The 19,165-nt window shown below is 31.6% G+C and carries 14 protein-coding genes and 1 tRNA gene; 5 read left to right on the top strand and 10 right to left on the bottom strand.

Going from position 1 to position 19,165, the window contains the following annotated elements; all coding sequences use genetic code 11:
* Positions 1-127 precede the first annotated feature (127 nt).
* The 3 genes from HHX25_RS06215 (at position 128) to HHX25_RS06205 (ending at position 1,880) form a co-directional block, all read left to right on the top strand.
* Positions 128-703, top strand: a complete 576-nt coding sequence (locus HHX25_RS06215) for a hypothetical protein (RefSeq protein WP_169671303.1) — start codon at positions 128-130, stop codon at positions 701-703.
* Between the two features lie 225 nt (positions 704-928).
* Complete coding sequence (locus HHX25_RS06210) at positions 929-1,249, top strand: hypothetical protein (RefSeq protein ID WP_169671301.1); 321 nt, start codon at positions 929-931, stop codon at positions 1,247-1,249.
* 289 nt (positions 1,250-1,538) lie between these two features.
* On the top strand, positions 1,539-1,880 hold the full coding sequence (locus HHX25_RS06205) for a hypothetical protein (RefSeq protein WP_169671299.1): 342 nt from the start codon (positions 1,539-1,541) through the stop codon (positions 1,878-1,880).
* 382 nt (positions 1,881-2,262) lie between these two features.
* Here HHX25_RS06205 and HHX25_RS06200 read toward each other — a convergent pair whose 3' ends face one another.
* From HHX25_RS06200 to HHX25_RS06170, 7 genes are all read right to left on the bottom strand, one after another.
* Positions 2,263-2,934: a class I SAM-dependent methyltransferase gene (locus HHX25_RS06200; RefSeq protein WP_169671297.1), complete on the bottom strand. Its 672-nt coding sequence runs from the start codon at positions 2,932-2,934 to the stop codon at positions 2,263-2,265.
* Positions 2,935-2,942: 8 nt separating this feature from the next.
* The gene (locus HHX25_RS06195) at positions 2,943-3,335 is read right to left on the bottom strand and encodes a VOC family protein (protein WP_169671294.1); all 393 of its coding nucleotides are present in this window, start codon (positions 3,333-3,335) and stop codon (positions 2,943-2,945) included.
* A gap of 134 nt (positions 3,336-3,469) precedes the next feature.
* A complete protein-coding gene (locus HHX25_RS06190) occupies positions 3,470-4,216 on the bottom strand; it encodes an AraC family transcriptional regulator (RefSeq protein WP_169671291.1) in 747 nt (248 codons plus the stop codon).
* A 341-nt stretch (positions 4,217-4,557) separates the two neighbouring features.
* Positions 4,558-7,407, bottom strand: coding sequence for a leucine-rich repeat domain-containing protein (locus HHX25_RS06185; RefSeq protein WP_169671289.1), 2,850 nt, complete (start codon positions 7,405-7,407; stop codon positions 4,558-4,560).
* A gap of 620 nt (positions 7,408-8,027) precedes the next feature.
* A tRNA-Tyr gene (locus HHX25_RS06180) sits at positions 8,028-8,109 on the bottom strand.
* Positions 8,110-8,168: 59 nt separating this feature from the next.
* A complete protein-coding gene (locus HHX25_RS06175) occupies positions 8,169-10,880 on the bottom strand; it encodes a TonB-dependent receptor (RefSeq protein WP_169671287.1) in 2,712 nt (903 codons plus the stop codon).
* A gap of 35 nt (positions 10,881-10,915) precedes the next feature.
* Positions 10,916-11,770, bottom strand: coding sequence for a GLPGLI family protein (locus HHX25_RS06170; RefSeq protein ID WP_169671286.1), 855 nt, complete (start codon positions 11,768-11,770; stop codon positions 10,916-10,918).
* Positions 11,771-12,054: 284 nt separating this feature from the next.
* Between HHX25_RS06170 and HHX25_RS06165 the strand changes: the two genes are divergently transcribed.
* Both HHX25_RS06165 and HHX25_RS06160 read left to right on the top strand, forming a co-directional pair.
* Positions 12,055-12,837 carry a hypothetical protein gene (locus tag HHX25_RS06165; RefSeq protein ID WP_169671284.1) on the top strand — a complete coding sequence of 261 codons (783 nt, stop codon included), beginning with the start codon at positions 12,055-12,057 and terminating at the stop codon, positions 12,835-12,837.
* Positions 12,838-12,842: 5 nt separating this feature from the next.
* The gene (locus HHX25_RS06160; protein ID WP_169671281.1) at positions 12,843-13,457 is read left to right on the top strand and encodes a deoxynucleoside kinase; all 615 of its coding nucleotides are present in this window, start codon (positions 12,843-12,845) and stop codon (positions 13,455-13,457) included.
* 1 nt (position 13,458) lies between these two features.
* Here the strand turns inward: HHX25_RS06160 and HHX25_RS06155 are convergent, their stop codons facing one another.
* From HHX25_RS06155 to HHX25_RS06145, 3 genes are read right to left on the bottom strand one after another with little or no spacing between them, the layout of a single operon-like run.
* Positions 13,459-15,222, bottom strand: coding sequence for a hypothetical protein (locus tag HHX25_RS06155; RefSeq protein ID WP_169671279.1), 1,764 nt, complete (start codon positions 15,220-15,222; stop codon positions 13,459-13,461).
* Complete coding sequence (locus HHX25_RS06150) at positions 15,210-16,397, bottom strand: DUF4249 domain-containing protein (protein ID WP_169671277.1); 1,188 nt, start codon at positions 16,395-16,397, stop codon at positions 15,210-15,212. The genes HHX25_RS06155 and HHX25_RS06150 overlap by 13 nt, the downstream gene beginning before the upstream one ends.
* Before the next feature lies 1 nt (position 16,398).
* A complete protein-coding gene (locus HHX25_RS06145; protein ID WP_169671275.1) occupies positions 16,399-19,164 on the bottom strand; it encodes a TonB-dependent receptor in 2,766 nt (921 codons plus the stop codon).
* Between the last annotated feature and the right edge of the window lies 1 nt (position 19,165).

The raw sequence follows: 19,165 nt of genomic DNA, 5'->3' as shown, positions 1-19,165 counted from the left end.
TTGCATTGTTTTTATAAAACTTATTCTGTCTTTGTTTAGCATTATTTATAGAACTACATACAACAATAAACACTTTTAAAACAATTAAAAATCCATTAGATTAGCGATCTCAACAAAACCAATCTAAATGAGGAACATTGAAGATGTAAGAATCTTTTTTGAAGACTTTGCCAAAGTAGAAGCCGAAACAGAAACCCTGAAATGGAAATTGAGTTATAACGAGTATAATGCTAATATAGATAAAGCGAACTCATTTTATTTACACCCTCATATTGAGTTTATGGCTCTCGAAGGCGAGAGGGATGAAGATGAAATAGAACTATTTGGAGGCAAAAGTTTTTTTAGTAATCCATACCCCCGATTACCAAGAAAGCTATTTAAAATAAGTGAATACACACATAAAAAATACGGAAAATTCTGGGTTTGCTATACAAGTTTCAAAAATCATACTGACAATCAATCACTTTTCTTAACAGAAATGCTTTTCGTGATTCAGTTTGAAGAATCTTTCAAAATTGCAGCAAGCTCGAGCTGGTCAAATTATACAAAAGACGGTTATGGTGATGAAAATTATGAATGGAAACATGGTTTTGGAGATAGATGCCTTCACTTTAATTTTTTACACAAACCAATTGACATAAAAAGATACGACCAGCCTGAAGATTATAAGATTGGGATTGAAACTTACCATGCCAATATATAAGTGTAAAATATCAAAACTGACTTTAATTAAATAAGTATTTGGATTGTAAATTTCCTATGACCTTCCTTTAACATATTTAGCAGTAAATACTTTCAAAACTATTAAAAATCGACTAGATTAGTGGTCTTAACTAAATGGGTATATGTTTACTGATATACATAGCCATTAGTTAACTTGTATAAAAAAGTCATATTAAACTATCTAATAATTACTAAAATTGATCTTATGAAAATAGACAAATTCACTAAAATAGTTTTAACAGTAATCGCAGTCAACCTAACAATATTGACTATTAAAAATTTAGAGTTGATACCAAAAGCTTATGCAAATGAACCTTCAAACAACTTAAAATTGTCTCCTCCTATGAATTATGGGCTTGTCCCTTTAAATGACGATGGAACCATAAGTGTAAAACTAAGTACCAATAACAAAATTGACGTTAACATTGTTGGTATAGATACTCATGATGAATTGGACGTTAATATAGACGAAATCGGTGGAGGATATGTCTCTAATGGAGGCCCTATATCGGTAGAAATAGATTAAAAGCTGTCACTGGCACTAGTTTAAAACCTCTAGCGTGCGGTAAATGCTAGAAAATACGTTAATTTTAAGCTAATTAGAAGCTACTTAGATTTGTTAAAAATATAATGGATCTGGTACATATAATCATTATTGTGTGTTATACCGCAACACATGCAATAATAAAAGAAATAAAAATCGCAGAACTATGAAGTTTCAAAAGTGCTTCGCAAAAAAAATAATTGTTTTTTGTTGTATTTTTCTTTTTTCAGCTCCCATAACGTATTCCCAAATTACATCTGAAAAACAAATAATGCACAAAATCAACTATAAATATGGTGAGGTTATAAAGTTAAATATTAATGAAGTTACACTCGTTAATGACACTTTTTCTATTGAACTAACGTATTTTACTCATAAACGCCCATATATTGGAGGCGCAACAAAGGTTATGACATCTTTAACCATTTCCAAGGATAATGAATATGAGGAAATATTTCTTTCTGAACATGGAGTAGAAGGAAAATCAAAATCTGAAGATGGACTTTCTAAAGCTGAACGTTTTAGTTCTGTATTATGGAAAGGTTATAAATTTCAATTAGAAAAGATTGATTACAATGAATATATTGAAATTAAGATTTTTAAAAAGGAATAAGCCTCAACATGGTGTGTAATACGTAATTCTTAAGGAATACTAAGACGACATAACAAACTGTCAGACTGTCTAAAGACCTCCATGGTTTTTGTATTTTAAAGCCTGAAATTCTTATAATCCTCTAATTGTCAACAAACCCACTTTTTCCGATTTCACTTGATTATAGCCAGATACAAGAGTAAGCGCTAAATAACACCTTAAGCCACGATACCGCTTGGATTTCCTAGTGACATACCTGTGATAAAAAATAAAGAGAAAATATTTTATAGAGATCTTGAGATTTTTTCTGCTTTTTAGAAAGTTGATTTTTAGCTACTTTTCGCCACTAGTTTTGGAAACTAGCGAGAGCTGGGGCAAAGTTTTATATCTTGTACCTAGTGAGCTATTTTTTATATACGTTGATGGCAGTAGTTTTTTGTAATAGAAAATATTGAGATTTCAAATTATAGATTTGTCCATTAAATTTAATTTCAGGTTCAACTTTTTCTATTTTTTCTATTATTCTGAAATCAGATTTAAGAATTAATGATTCTAAATCTTCGGAACTGTATTCTCTAAATCCATACTGGGTGAAGTTAAGTGTTTGGCCCTCTATAAAGGGTCTATATGAAATAATAAAAATACCCTTGTTGGCCAAAACTCGAAAAACTTCTTTAAATGCATTTAAAGGGGCTTTCAAAAAGTATACTGTATTAATCGTACATACTTTATCAAATGTCTCATCCCAAAAAGGCATTTGCTCTATGTCTGCATGAATTAAATCTACATATCCCTTTTTGATAAGATTATGATTAAGCTTTTTTGCTTCCGCTATCATTGTCTTGGAAATATCTACTCCTGTATAATAAATATTACTTCCATAATTAAGAATGTCCTTAGTGAATTTTCCATTCCCCAAACCGATTTCTAAAATACTTTCTGAATTCTTTATTTGCAATAGTTCATATGTAGTTTCACTAATAAATTGATTCATTGTATTCATTCCAGATGCTACCTCTTCTCCAAATTTTCCAGATGGGTTGGCCAACTGTTTTGCAATCTTTTCAAAATTCATATTGGGGCTTATTCTGGTGTTTCAGAAAAGGTTAGGATAAATCCGTTTATATCCATTATAGCAAATTCGTTAGTGCCATAAAAAGTTTTGTTCATAGGTTTTACAATGTTAACTTCTTTAGGTAATTGATTGAAATATTCATTTATGTCTTTTACTCTAATATAAAAAGTCAAAGCACCTCCAACTTTTAAAGGTTCTATTTCTTTATACTCAGTTTTTAATGATTTTTCCTCTTGGAACATTATACCTACATTATCTAATATTACATAGCCCCATTCATATTGACCTGATTCGGGATTAATATCTATTATTGCGAAACCTAGCTTCGTTGTGTAATAATCTAAAGTTGCATTTACGTCTTTAACCATTATGTTTGGTGTAAGAGATTCTAATTTTGTCATATTATTGTTTTTAGTTTGAGAATAAGATTTAATAGAGAAACTAATGAGAACTACCATTAAAAAATATTTCATAATCATTTTATGACAAATGTAGAAGTCAAGAAAGGATTGTGTTTTGTAAAAAAACGACAAGATTATAATTCAGAAGGATTTAATCCAGACATTTTTTTTATTTCTTTAGAAAGATGAGAATGGTCAAAATAACCATTATCAAAAGCTATGTTTAATAAACTCATGTTTGGATTTTCAGTGATATAATCTTTAACTTTATTAAAACGAATTATAGAGTGATATTCTTTCATGGTAACTCCAATTGTCGTTTTAAAACGCCTTTCTAATTGTCTCAAACTTATACAATGATTTTTAGCTACTTTATTCAAATCTAACTCTCTGTAGTTTAAATGAATAGATTCACAAACGGAGTGTTCTAATTTGCTTACTGTTAAACCTGACCAATTTATTTCAGCTATTAAAAATCTATTGATTAATTGGACCTTTTCCCATTGATTCTTTTTTTCAATTAATTCATCCCAAAATGAATTGTTAAGTTTAGGGAATAAGTTTGATGCATTTATAGCAATGTTTTTTATTTCTGAAAGTGGGATATTCGAGATAGCATTAAATTGTCCTGGTTTAAACCTAATCCCTAGAGTTTCTGAATTTTTCCTTGATGTTACTTTTTTAAACTTTGTCATCATACCTGAAATTCTAATTTCATTTCCTGAATTCAAATGCATTTGTTTGTCAAGGTCAAAAATAATGTCGACACATCCGTCTGGTAAGATTTTAGACTCTATTTCTTTTCCATTGTTTGTTGCTATCCAAATGATATCAACAATTGAATTCAAATTTTTAGATGGTATGTATTCTTTATAGTTCATTCTAATTACTGCCAACATCCTTATAAAAAACATAAAACTGTGCATTGCGACGAACGACATAGTGCGCACAAATTACGAGTAATATGTTTACTACCAAGGAAAATAACAACGAACTAACTTTAAAAAACTTTTTAAAGACTTATATCCACAACTATGTATATTGGCATACAAGTACCTCAACGATTTAGAGGTTTCTAAAAGTATTGTCCAAGATGTATTTCTTAAAGCATGGCAAGACAAAAATTGTTTTTTTAAATGCAAATCATGCCACTGTATATTTTTATAAAATCGAAAAAGACACTTCCCTTAACCACATAAAAGGCAAGCACAATAAGAATATCTCAACTAATTAATATATTTGGATTTTTCCCTTTTAACATATCTATTTGAATTTTGCTGGCTGTACCCTTAGTATCTACCTCTCTAAGCAACGGCAACTTAGCAAGTGCAGCCAAGCCTGTTATTCCTCTTGAGCTAGAGCATTTAACAACACGCAATTCTCTGCACGATGCCAAAGGAGAAAGGTCTAATGCTTCCTCATTGTTTTCAATAGTTACTTCAGATAATTTTTTATGATTAGCCAAAGGCTTGATATCTCTTAATTTATTATTAGAGGCACTAAAATGAACAAGGTTTTCCAACTCATCTAAAGGGAATAAATTTTTTAAGTTATTATCATTAATATGCAGGTTCTTCAGATTGCGGCAATTTTCTAATTCGTATAAATTATTTAATTTGCAGCTCGAGGCCCTTAAAGTTCTAAGGTGTTTAAAATTTTCAACTGTTGAAATATCATAAATAGTATTATTATCCACTATAAGATATTCTAACAAAGACAGGTTTTCAATACCTTCTAAACTTGAAATTTTAGTATTTTCAATATTCAAATAGTTACATCTTTTAAAGATGTGTAATAGAGACAAATCATCTATTTTTTTCTTTTTAAGAGAAATATGATCTTCCGTATAAACGAACTCAGCTAATTCTTCAACGTCAGGTTCCTCTCCTTCCCACCATATGTCCTTGAATTTTGAATGCGCTTTAACACTCTTTAACCAGGTCTTTAATTCTTTTTTTTCTTCTTCTGATGCATGTTCTTCCCAGGCTCCCCAATCTTCTGAAAGATAAGGCAAGTCACTGAAATGCTCTTCTAATAGATCATAATCAAATTCTATGTCTTGCAAAAGCGGCAATTTAACAATAGCTTCCATACCTTTTTCTATCGGGTTGTCTTCTAATTCCAATGCTCTTAAGGCTTTACACATACCTATAGCAGAAACATCTGAAATAGCATTATCAGATAGCTTTAACTCCCCCAACATACTTAAACCATGAAGTGCTTCAATATTAGAAATGTTATTATTATTTAATTCCAACACCTCTAGTCGCTTCAAATTACTTAACACTGAAATATCATCTATTTCACATCTACCAGCCTCTAATTTTTCAAGTCTATAAAGACTTTTTAAAGGTGAAATTGAAGTAATTGGATTATTAGAAATATATAATTCTTTAAGAGAAAAACACTTGGAGAGTATATTTATTTCGGTTATTTGGTTTCTATTAATATATAACGTTTCCAAATGCGTAAATCCTGTTAAAAAAGAAATATTCTCTAAACTATGTTCCATCAAGGGTAGAAAATGCATGCGCGAAATTCTTAATAAAGCAGAAGGTGCTAATTGGTCTGTATCACCTTTTACTTTAGCATATTTCATAGCCGTACTTTTTACCTTAGATGGCACTGAAGCCCACCATGCAATAAGTTTTGCTGCCTTCTTTCCATCTATTTCCTGTTCTTCTCCTTTAAAAAGGGGAAGTATCTCCTTTGCTATTTCGAATCCTGGAGTTTTAGACTCCACAAGTGCCGATAAGTCTTTTATAATCTCCTCTACCTTATTTAGGTCTTTTAACGAATCAACGGAAGTTTTAACCGTTTGAAAAGTCTTTTTTGCTTCTTTTTCCCTTTTTGTAACGACACATGCATAGGCTAAATAATAATAGGCATAGTATCTGTACTCTTTATTATTAAATTGCCCTTTTTTCACCAAGGTTTCTGCTGTAGAAAACATCAGCTCATTATCAAAAGCCGTTTTTTTAAGAAGCGACAATAAGTTAAGAGTCGTGTAACCATTAGGAAGATGAGTTATTCCTATTTGATAAGCTTTTACAGCTTCAGGAATTTGTTCAAGTTCTTTGAAATAACGTGCCAGGTAACCACTGGCTTCATCTATTAAGCTTTTTTGACCGCTGTTCTTTTTAGCAAAATCGTACAGGGCTGGTTCCAATAATTTAATGGCCTTTTTAGTTTTATCTTCTTCCCATAAATCTATAGAAGTTTCTAAAATAGATTTAAACTGTTCAATTGTCGAGTCCGCTTTTTTCTTTGGCAACGGAATTTGTAATTGCGTTAAAAAATCGATTCCGTCACCATCTACTTTGTCTGCCCATAAATCGGAGATCAATTGTTGATTTGCCTTTTGTGCTGCTACTTTTTTCACAAAAGCCGTACGCGTTGCTTCATCTGGAAAATACTCAGTAAATGGCAGCTTATGCATATCGTTAAAATCTATAGTTATGGTACTAACATCCTTTAAGTAATCTTTTAATTCAGGAGTCTGGTTAAGTTTTAAATACACCTTTCCTAGTATAACCGAGGTTAAAAAAGCATTTAATTCAAAATAATGATCTTCTGTGGGCCAATTATTTTTTATCCCTTTTTCTCCAAACGCCTCCCAGCAGAAAGATTCAAACTGCTCATATTCGTAATCGTAAGCTGCATTTATGCCTTCCCAATAATCACCATTTTCTTTGGTTTCCAACCCTAATGCATAACGATTGTAGTCGCCTCTTCTAGTTAATCGAATCGTACGGTAGTCTTTTTGTTCATATCGTAGAATCTCATTTTTATAAATTTTGTAGACCGTATCTTCTAAATTTTCAAGCCATCCTTTTTCTTCGGCTTCCTGTTCTTCTGAAGATACTACGATATAACCCTTTTTCACTTTTGAGTCGATTAACTTTTTAGCATCTTTAAGAGCTTTTTCGGCCGAATCGGCATTTTTTGTTATTTGCTTCCCTTCGGTATTTAGTTTTCCATAGGTGATTGTATAACGTTCTTCGTTCACTTCAATCATCCAAAATTTTGATGATTTCTCATCGGTATATTCTAAGTAGGTCTTTAAAGTCATAATAATGATTTATTACATATAAATATTTAATATGGACGGTGAATTTAATAGATTAATATGAATTACCAAGGTTACAGGACAAAAAACTCTTAGTCATTTAGACAGAAAGCTACGATCAATGCTGTCATGAAACTTCTGTACAAATGAAAAATCCAGCTCATATTTTAAGAACGGTTTATTCCCGATTCATGAAAACGAAAAGCCTTTTCTTTAACTTATACATAGCCATAATTTCAAATTTATTCCACTCCTTCAACTAATCATATTCCAATCTCTGCCTTTCTCAGCCTAAAATTATGTTATTTTTAATATGCAAGGAAATCTTATTCACAAAGGACGCCTTTCCAATAATGAAAAAATAAGTCTTTCTTTCAATGTGAAATTAAAATTATGATAAAATTTAGGAGGATTACATCTAAATAGAACCTGGATGGGAAACATAGTAATATTAGTATTGAGGACAGGATTAAATATCCTCGTTCCCCAATCGTGAAAATGGAAAGTTACGTTGCTAACACAACGCCCTTTTTTTTTAGTTTTAAAACATATCCTAAAGCAAGCTTTGTATATGTTTTAAAACTAAAAAAGTCTGCATCTTCATGCAAACTTTCCGAGTTAAGTGGGGAGAGCAGGATTCGAACCTGCGAAGACATAGTCAGCAGATTTACAGTCTGCCCTCGTTGGCCGCTTGAGTATCTCCCCAAAACTGAGCGCAAATATATTACTGTTCTTTAATTTTACAAATAAAAATGTTATATTTTTTACAATTCATAACGCAATCTAAACGATAAAAATAATGGTTGGATATAATATTCTGCAGCACTTACAGATATGTTAGTGGTATTGCTATTGTTCTGTGACTTTGTATCGAACAAGTTTGTTGCTTTTATCTCATATTCCAGCTTAGCATCTTTATCTTTTCGATAAGATAGAGAGGCATTTAAAAACTCATAACTATTTATGGTGCCAGATGCATCACTAAAGTTATTATATGAATAATCTGTTTTAAAAGTAAAAGATTTTAATATGAGGGCGTCTGCCTCGACCGAGGGCGTCTTAGTAACGAATTTAGTTGTGCTGGCACCTTGATTGTTATCTTGAATGCGATAAAGATACCTAAGGTCGATATTGGGGGCGCTTCTAAAGTTAGTTCGTAATCCTGCTCTATACGTTTGCGAAAAACTTTCGTTTATAGACTGTACATTTTGTACAAATTGATTAAACTTAGAATAGTTAAAATTACCCCTCAAATTTGCTTTTAGTTTTCCGAAGGTACGCTCAAACCTTCCATTTACACTCAGGCTTTCGTCTGCAAAAGATGAATTAAATGTTGAACTAACCCGTACGACGCTCCCTGGTTCAAAAACAGATATATTTCTTATATTATCAATGCTTTTGTTATAGTTAATATTAGCAAAAACATTGGTATAGTTAAACATATTAAAGCTAAAATAGGACAGGTTTAAATTATGGGACAAGGCACTTTCTAAATCTGGATTACCAGAAAACAAAGCATTATAATTGTTAAGTACCAAACCGCTTGCAAATTTTGACACATCTGTAAACTGGGTTTGCATTTTATAGTTTAAAACTATTTGCTCACTCTTTTTTAATTGCATCCTCATGTTAAAATCTGGTAACAACCTGAAAAAATTATCGACTATCCGATTATTAAATTGCGTGTTTTTTGCACTATAGACATGTGCCGAAAAACCTGGCGTAAATGTAAAAACACCTGACTTTAATCTATAATGCACCCCTAAATACACATCACTAAAATTATATTTAATAGCATTAGTATCTACACCATTATTAATAGTTGGTGTAGGATCGAATCGAGAATTATCATCTAAGAATTGAAAAATATTCGAGTCGAATTGCTGGCTGCTCAATATGGTTCCCAGAGTGAAATTAATATCACTTTTATTATTCAAAACATTCCAATAATCCAACTTTGCATCTACTTGATTTGATTTTACGCGTTTATCTTGTGCTATGTTGTAGTCTAATTGCGCGCCATCCAGCCCCAAATTATTTGCTGTACCATTGTAATTGGCTTTATCATCTAAAGTAGCGTTATAGAAGGGGTCTTCGTCCTGTAATAAATGTTGAACTTCAAACGCAAAAATATTGGTGTCGTCCAAGGTATAGTAATAGTTTAAATTCTGATTAATACTATAAGGGCTCGATGTTTCTAGCTGATCAATATTTCCAATAATCGACGAGAAAAAACCTTGGTCTTGTGATTCTTTTGACACACGGCCCAAAATATCATAGTCTAGTTGGTTATTGGTATTAGGCTTATATTTAGCAGACAGTTTTAACATGCCTAAATCACTGCGTTGAATGGTGTTACTTTCTGTGGTTTCGTCTGGAATTCCTAAATCTGGGTTGGTATATTGCACGCCCTTGTTTTCTTGTAATTCGGTTTTACTATTAGAAAAAATGGCAAATCCACTTAAATCTAAAGCTTTGTTTGGTGACCAACTAAAATTCGCTGCTCCAAATTTGGTATTGATATCTTTTGCCCTGTTATTCTGAACCATTAAAAACCCGAGGTTATTACTCCCTAGATTGATATTTGTCCCACTTTGTCGGCTGGGATTTCTAAATCCGCCTGTAAAATTGAAATAATCGCGTCGGGTAAAGGCAATTTCCCCCAGGTTGTTTAAATCGGTAATAACATTAACACTATACTCGGGACTATAATAAAATAGTTTTGGTTGGAATAAATACAATTCATTTTTATTGGAAGCGCCGCCACCAGCCTTTATATTACCAAACCAAAAATTCTTTTTCCCCTCTTTTAATTTAATATTCAAGGCAATATTATCCTGGTTATTAGTAACACCTCTTAACTGACCAACCTCAGCATAATTTTTAAGTACTTCAACCTTGTCTACTGCATTGGAAGGGATATTTTTTGTTGCCAGTTTAGAATCGCCATCAAAAAAATCTTTACCCTCAACCATCACCTTCGAAACCACTTTACCTTCTACTTCCACATCGCCGTCATCATTGATTTCTACACCTGGCAAGTTTTCAAGCACGTCTTCCAATTTCCTCTCCGTGCCTCGATTAAAAGAATCTGCATTGTAAACAATGGTATCTCCTTTTACTGTTACTGGCATTTCGTATACCAACTCCACTTCGTCTAAAGCGTTATCATATTGCAATATGAAGTTTTTAGTGATAGCTTTCTCTTTGGTTTCTAATTGTTCTTCACTGGTTTTTGTACCTATATAACTCACTTGAATTTTATATGATGTGTTCTTTTTCAAATTAAGTTTATACCGTCCTTCATTATTGGTAATTCCATAAGAATCCAAGGCTTTCGTTTCTTGGTTTATCGCCACAACATTTGCTAACTCTAAAAGGATACCTGTACTATCTTTTACGACACCTTCCAACTTGATTTGAGAGAAAAGTGAGCTTGTTACCAACAAAAGCAACAGGGCTATTTTAAACTTCATTAAAGATTCTTTGATTAATTATTTATTCATCCAAACTACCTTCTTCTACCTCCTGGTCGGCCACCATCTCTTCTAAAGTTCTCTCGCATCTCTTCTGTCTTCTTTTTTACAATAGCATGGTACGTTTCTTTTGACACTTCTTTCCCTTTTGATGGTGCTTTGATGATATCTTTCTCTTCTGGATTTATAACAATTTTAGAACATAAAATCGTTGTTCTTCCCTCATTGACTTCTAAAATTAAACCTGGAAGCCCCCAATATCCCCCTGGTCCTTGATTCACTGGGATTTGAGGCGTGTACCAAACTACGACCTCAACCTGAATAGGTCTTTCTTCTTTTCCATTGATCATCTCCTTTTTCCCTCTATGTTCTGGTGGTCTCCTAAACCTATTGAAATCAAAATCAGTTTTGGTTTTTATAGCAGTTGCCTTAAAGCAGGTATAGGTTCCTATTTGTTTTGTTTCACTACCCATAACCCATTTTAATTGAGGCAAAGAATCTTTGATTAAAAATTGCTTTCCGAAAAACTCCTGACCTTGCAACAGGGTCTGTTCTTTCACATTTTTATATAGGTCACCTGGTGTAAAACTACCCATCATGCCTCTCCAACGTCCTCCTCTAGTCCCAGGTGCTTCAAGTTTTTCCTCCTCTTTATAAATAGATTCTATTTGGTTAAATGTTAGAATATATGTTTTTTCAAACATGCTCTTCATGCGTTCTGCAATACGCTTTTTTTGGTCCTCGCTCATTTGTCTACCTTCAAACCTGTTCATATCTAAAGTGGTTTTAGTTTGATAATATGCTTTCCCTTGAAAATCTTTTTGAGCAAATGACAGAGCGGATATGAAAAGTAAAAGAATAGCTGTTAATCTTATAAAATTCGTTTTCATTGAAATTAGTATCTTTTAGTTAGCTTATTAAAACAATGTCCTAATTTGACTAAAACCTTTCTATTTGGTTTAATGCAGAAATGTTAAATAACTCTTAAAACACCCTCCCAACATAATTACTTATTCTTTCAACACCATTTCTTAAATAATATCGCTTTTCTTTTCGCTCTTCATTTGATGATCTCTACATATCTTAAAGCAATATGACATTATCTTGATATTAAGAATTTTACTACATTCAATTAACTGAAAAGTGGTAAGGTTTTTGTATTTTTCGAGCCAATATGAAATATACACTCTATCTTTTTTTACTTCTATCTTATTCAATATGTGCTCAAAAGGCTATTGAAACTTCATTTATAAAAAAAACAGATTTTAAAACAGATCGGTTTATTACTATTGATAATTTTGGCACTGCTTACTTTATAAGCAACAATGTTTTTAATAAAAAAGATCTCAACCAGACCATTATTACGTATAATAATTTACAACTTGGCGACATCACAACTGCCAATGTTTTTAACCCTTTAAAAATCAACCTATTTTACAAAGACTTTAATAGTGTTATAATTCTAGACAACCGATTGGCAGAGATATTTAGAATCGATTTTAATACACTCACTGAGTACAAAAATGTGTCTCATGTTTCTACTGGATATGATAATACCATATGGATTTTTAATCAGGATAATCAAAAGTTAGAACTTTTTGATTACAAAACACGAACAACGCGTGCTCAAACAATACCTATTCAAAGTCCCATTTTAGATTTAAAAAGCAATTACAATTTTTGTTATTTACTTACCAAAGACCACTTATATGTTTACAATTATTTTGGCAGTCTGGTAAAAAAAACAAAAAACAACGAATACACAGAACTTACTGAAAGTAACGGAGATATCATTTTAAAAATAAAAAAATCATTGGTTTATTTGAAAAAAAACAGTAAAACCCCCATTCCAATATCAATACCAAATTTATTGATAAATGATTTTTTTGTAACCAATGAAACCTTGTATATTTACGCAAACGAAGCCCTTCAGAAGTACAAAATAAAAATTGACTAAAAATTATGCATATTGCTATTGCTGGAAACATTGGTGCCGGAAAGACCACGCTTACTAAACTATTAGCAAAACATTATAGATGGGAAGCACAACTGGAAGATGTTGTTGACAATCCGTACTTAGATGATTTTTATAACCAAATGGAACGTTGGAGTTTCAATTTACAGGTGTATTTTTTAAATAGTAGATTTAGTCAGGTGTTACAAATTCGCCAAAGTGGCAAAGACATTATTCAAGATAGAACCATTTACGAAGATGCTCATATTTTCGCACCAAACTTGCATGCGATGGGTCTTATGACTAACCGTGATTATGAAAACTACAGGTCGCTTTTCGATTTAATGGAATCTTTAGTTCAAGGTCCCGATATATTAATTTATTTACGCAGCTCTATTCCTAATCTGGTATCCCAAATACACAAACGCGGCCGTGATTACGAAAACTCCATAAGCATAGACTATTTAAGTCGGTTGAACGAACGCTATGAGGCCTGGATTCATGGCTATGACAAAGGAAAGTTATTAATTATCGATGTGGATGACTTAAACTTTGTGGATAACCCAGAGGATTTGGGTAACGTTATCAATAGGATCGATGCAGAAATAAATGGGTTATTTTAAGTTAATTTTTTACCTTGAAGTAACTTTTTGAATTTACATGGGCTCCATTCAATGTGTAGCCTTCAAACTGTATCTCAAATGTACCCTCTAGATCTGATGTATAAAATTCAATTGACTTGGATTTAGATTTTAAATCAATGTTTGGTTCCCATAATAACTGACTCCTATAATCAGGAATTCTTTTTAACATCTGTCCGTTATTGTCATAATTAGGTTGATAATATTCTCTTCTTTCTTTAGGAATATCTAGATTTAAGTAACTTATACCATCAACTTTAGGTGGCAAATAAAAATCTCCCTTTTTTGTTGTTATGTCAATAATCCCGTTAAATATGCTCGGTCCATAAAAGTAAATTTCTTTTACCAAACTCACTTTTTCTATTTTTGAAGCATCGTAATTTAATATGTATTCACTATCTTGAATTAACACGCCGTCTAGAAGTATTAATGGATCCCGCTCATCATAAGGGTTAAATGTAGACACATTATTTCTACGAACTATTAATTTATTCACCCCTTTATGCCTCCTTACAAATCCGCCTTCAATTACTTCGGTAAAAGTCTCTTTTAGTGTTGAAAAACGTTTATAATCATCTAACACATAAGTAATACTAGGTTTTTCGTAAAATGGTTTTAAAAAACTTAGAGGCAATATACTGTCTAATTTAGAGGCACTGTAGGCGTTCTCAATTTGATTATAAATACTTTGATTTTGTACCCAATTTTGAATATTTGAACTTAATTGAATCTTTTGAAATTTTAATGTCCCAAAATATTTAAATTGAGAACCGTCTAAAACTATTTTATAATCATTTCTATCGGGATCTAAAATTTGTAAAACACATTCAGAATTAGTGTATCTTTCATCTAAATTAAAATAAAACACGCCAAATTTATCGGTTAATACATTTTTGTATACATAATTTTTACCCGGAATAGACAGAGCAACTATTTTGTTTGGTATCACTGAATCATGATCTTTAGATACAACATATCCAGATACAATTTCTCCTCTAAGTTCTGGCAAATAAAATGTATTAGTTGTATTAATAGCCTTTTTTAATTCAACACTATTAGCGGTTTCTACCTCTACCGAGTCTATCTTTTTAACAGATACGGTATAGTTACCGTACATCGATGTTCCAAACGTATTATCTAATTCTAACAAAACCCTACTTCTAGGTTTGTATATATCAAAATCTGTTTTCAATTGCACGCCAACATTTTTGGTGATTCCCGATTGAACACTTCTTGTTTTTCTAATTTGAATCTTAACTGATTTATCATTTTCAGACGTGTTTTTTAATAAATTCGAGGTTGGTATATAAGGGTTAATAATGTAAATATCTTTAACAAAAAAAGAGTTTTGAGGATTATTAATCATCCATTTAGTGTAAGCAATAAGTTTGTAGTTACCAGTTTTAATATCAGATGATATAAAATAATCGCCACTTGCCATACCATTTACCAACTTGAGCTTCTGGTTAAATAAAGCATTACTATTTTCTCCTATTAATTCGACATATACTATCTTACTTATATCACTTAATTGATTTGTTTGCTCTGATAAACAAAAAACTTTATAATAAAACGTATCCCCAGTAAGCAGCAATTTATCATTGAGGTGCACAACTACTTTTTCTTTTGGGATTGTTTTTATCATGATATCTTGAATATCGCTTTGTACTTGGCCAAAAGCAATATGATGAGATAAGCACAATATAATTATGCTTATGTGTGCTAAATATTTTATTAATCTTCCCAAAATTCTGGTTTTATGTTTGAAGAAAACGTAGTACAATCTCCACATCGTAATGAAACAAATGTAAGAGAAGGGCTTTCTGGGGTTCCTCCAGTGAGGTACAAATGACCAATACCAACCATCAAATAATATAAAGCTAGCCTTTTCTCTCCACCAGCGTTATAATTCAATGTGGTAAGATCACACGAAAAAAAATAACCTGGATATTTAAAATTGAAATCTGCATAATTAAAATAAATCCTTTTAGATGTTACCGAAGAGACATCAAAAAAGCCAATAACTTTCTCTTCAGGGTTTTGTTTGGGAAAAATATTTCCTTGAATAAACCCTGGTTGAATGTCTATTAACAAACTCTCATCAGAACCTAATTCTTTTAGTATTTTATAGAAATTGTTTGCATTTGCAGATTGCACATATTGTTTTACTAAAATACTATACCGTTCTCTTAACAAATGGCTCCCAGAAGGCAAAAAACGAATCGGGTACCTAGATATTTTATCTTCATTTAATCCGTTAACATTTGTGATTAAAATTTTATTTGAATAATTACTAGAGTAACAAACGTTCCTATTTAAAGGTCTAGGAACGAATTCTATATCATATCTTATACTCAACCCAGAACCAGTAATATTAGTAGCCAAAGCATCTTGAGTAATAGTGTATGGCGTCACAATTTTATAGGTCTCCTCGTATTCATATCTAAAATATTTGGCTTTACCCAAATTATCGTAACTATTAACAAAAACCTGTGCCCCTATTTCGCCATTCAAATTAAATGATTCTGCATATAGATCCATTTCTGCTTTTGGAGCTAACAATTCTTCATTAGAAACATATTCTTTCCCATCTGATGTTGTTATAAATAATTTATAAGAAACACCTTCTACAGCCTGAAATTTCCGTACCGAATTATAGACACCATCGCCTTCATGCTTAAAATCGTATTCATTATTGTTGCTATCTACTATTTTAACTTCTGCTGTTTCTTCAATAACAGGGATATCACTTTCTAATTTATATGTACGAGAAACTTTTATTTTTTGCGTTTTCAGCTCATCAGTTATCGTGGCCTCAACTACCAAAACATCCTCAAAAGACTCAGTGACTAGTTTAAATGGTTCGGTACAACTAAAGTTAATGACCAAAACAAGTAACAATATATTTTTATTTAATCTCATTTTAAAATTTAAAATTATAAGTTATTGTAGGTACAGGAATAGCAAAAATGGACGATTTATAACCTTTTACTTCTCCTTCCTCATTTACAAAAAAGACTGAATATGGGTTATTTCTTCCTAAAACGTTATAAACAGAAATATTCCAAAAACTATGTGCAAGCTTTACATTTTTATGGTTCCCTTCAATATTAACCCCAAGGTCTAGTCGATAATAATCTGGTACTCTAAATTTGTTTCTATCACTATATAACAATTGTTCCGTTCCATTATAACTGTATTTGCCTACAGGATATGTAATAGGCCTTCCAGACTGATAATTAAAATTTAAAGAAAAGCTATAACGTTTGGTTAATTTATAGTTTGATATTAGACTAACATCATGAGGCCGATCTTGATTGGCCGAAAAATAATCTCCTTTATTTACTTGATTTGTTAAGAATTCACTATCTAATTTCACCAATGTTCTGGAATAAGAATATCCCAACCATCCATTAAATTTTCCTTTTTTCTTTTTCAGTAAAAATTCTATACCATAGGCCTTACCTTCTCCCTGCAATAGTTCTGTTTCAATATCTTCATTGAGTAGTAAATCGGCACCAACTTTAAAATCTAAAAGATTTTTCATTTTTTTATAATACCCTTCTATACTTATCTCATATATTCCATTATCAAAATTTTTAAATGCTCCTAAAGCATACTGTTCTGCCCTTTGGGGCTCAATATTTAAATCTGATAATTTCCAGGAGTCAACTGGAGATGCAGTTGTATTAGAAGACAGTAAGTGAGAATATTGAATTGTTTTATTGTAACTACCCTTTACTGAAAGGGTAGGTGATAAAAAATACCTTGCTGAAAATCTGAATTCCGAACCACCGTATGTTTTTATGATTTCATTATTACCATATTGTTTTGTTTCCGTAACCGATTCTGAACTTAGCGGTACATTTAAAGCATAAACATTCTGACTGTCTGGCCCTAACGCTTTATAAAAAGAATATCTGAAACCTAGGTCGAAAAGTAATTTCTTATTAACTTCAAATAAATCCGAGATAAAAACAGCCGACTCCAGTCCCTTTTCTTTTTCTACAGATTTGCTTTCAATAACGGATTCCTCTCCTAACGGGTTGATATCTCCTGGTTTGATACTATATAACTTACTACTTAAACCATAAGTAAACTTATGCTTTTTGTTTCGCAAGTATCGCGCCTTTAGTTTTAATTGGGTTTCGTTAATACCATAACCAAAATCAAAATTTCTATTAAATATACCATCATAAATTATGCTGAATTTGTATTGACTAGTCGCCAACTGAACCGATGCCATATTTTTATCATTAAACTCATGATTCCATTTTATGGAGGCCAATCTATTACTATAATTATAAACAGAATCTGAAGTTATACTAAACGCATCCTCGCTGTAATAAGCTGTTGCCTGTAATGAATTCTTATTATTAATTTTATGGTTATATTTTAGTACAGCATCGTAAAACGAAGCTTTACTATTTTTTATAGACTCCTCGGAAATTGATTTTAGAACCCAGTCTGAATAAGTAGCCCTACCTCCTACCAAAACTGCAGCTTTGTCTTTTATAATTGGAACCTCCACTAATAAATTCCCAGTTACTGGACCAATATTGCCTTCTCCAGAAAGTTCTTTTGTATTTGCTTCTTTTGTAGAAATATCTATTACAGAAGATAATCGCCCACCAAATTCTGCAGGAATACTGCCTTTATAAATATCGACACTCCCTGTTGCAAAAGGATTTATAGCCGAAAATATCCCGAAAAAATGAGACGGATTATAAATTACCGCATCATCAAAAAGAATCAAATTTTGATCGACCTTCCCGCCCCTAACATTGTACCCCAAAGCTCCTTCCCCTGTAGTTTTTATACCTGGCATTGTTGTTGCAACTTTTAGAACATCTCTTTCACCAAGAACTAATGGTATATTTTTAATTCCTTCAACATATATTTTGGTTACTCCAACATTAGCACTTTTAATGTTTTTATCTCTATCAGATTCAATAACTATTTCTTCCAACTCTTCAATATCTTCATCTAATTCAAAATTTAATATACCATCACCATAAACGACTATTTGTTTTTGTTGTTTACCATAGGACATTGAGGCTATTTCTAAAATACTAAATCCGACAGGCACCTTAATATTGTAGTACCCCAGGTTGTTGGTTATTGTATTAATAGATGTCCCCTGGACAAATACGACTAAATTTTCTATTGGTTTTTTAGTTTTAGCGTCTTTAATATATCCAGATATGGTAAAGATTTTTTGAGATGACCCTGCATCTTCTTTACCTATATGAAAAATTTCAATGTTTTTAGATTTAACTGCATTAACATACTGTTTTTGTAGTACGGGAGCCTTTTTATAATCTTGCCCCATATTTTCATCATCCTTATAATCATAATAATTCAAGGACACTTTATCTCTAATCACATTATTCTTGGTTAGAATGACCTTATTATTTAAAATGAAAAAATTAATTGAAGATGCTTCAAAAATCCCGCTTAAAACTTCTTCAATATCAGCATTCGTAAATGATTTTGAAATCAACAAATCGTTGAACCAATCTTTATTAAAATAAAATTGGTATTCAGATATGTTTTCTAATTCTAATAAAGCCTCGGTTATTCCGATATTTTCAAAAGCAACAGAAACTTTTTCTTTAGATTGGCAAAAAACTATTTGAGAAAAAAAAACGAAAAAACAAATAATTCCAAATATTCTCTTTGTATTCATT

The sequence above is a fragment of the Flavivirga algicola genome (assembly GCF_012910715.1).
Classification (GTDB): Bacteria; Bacteroidota; Bacteroidia; order Flavobacteriales; family Flavobacteriaceae; genus Flavivirga; species Flavivirga algicola.
Note: the sequence above shows the minus strand (reverse complement) of the source record. Positions and strands in the feature narration are given on the sequence as shown.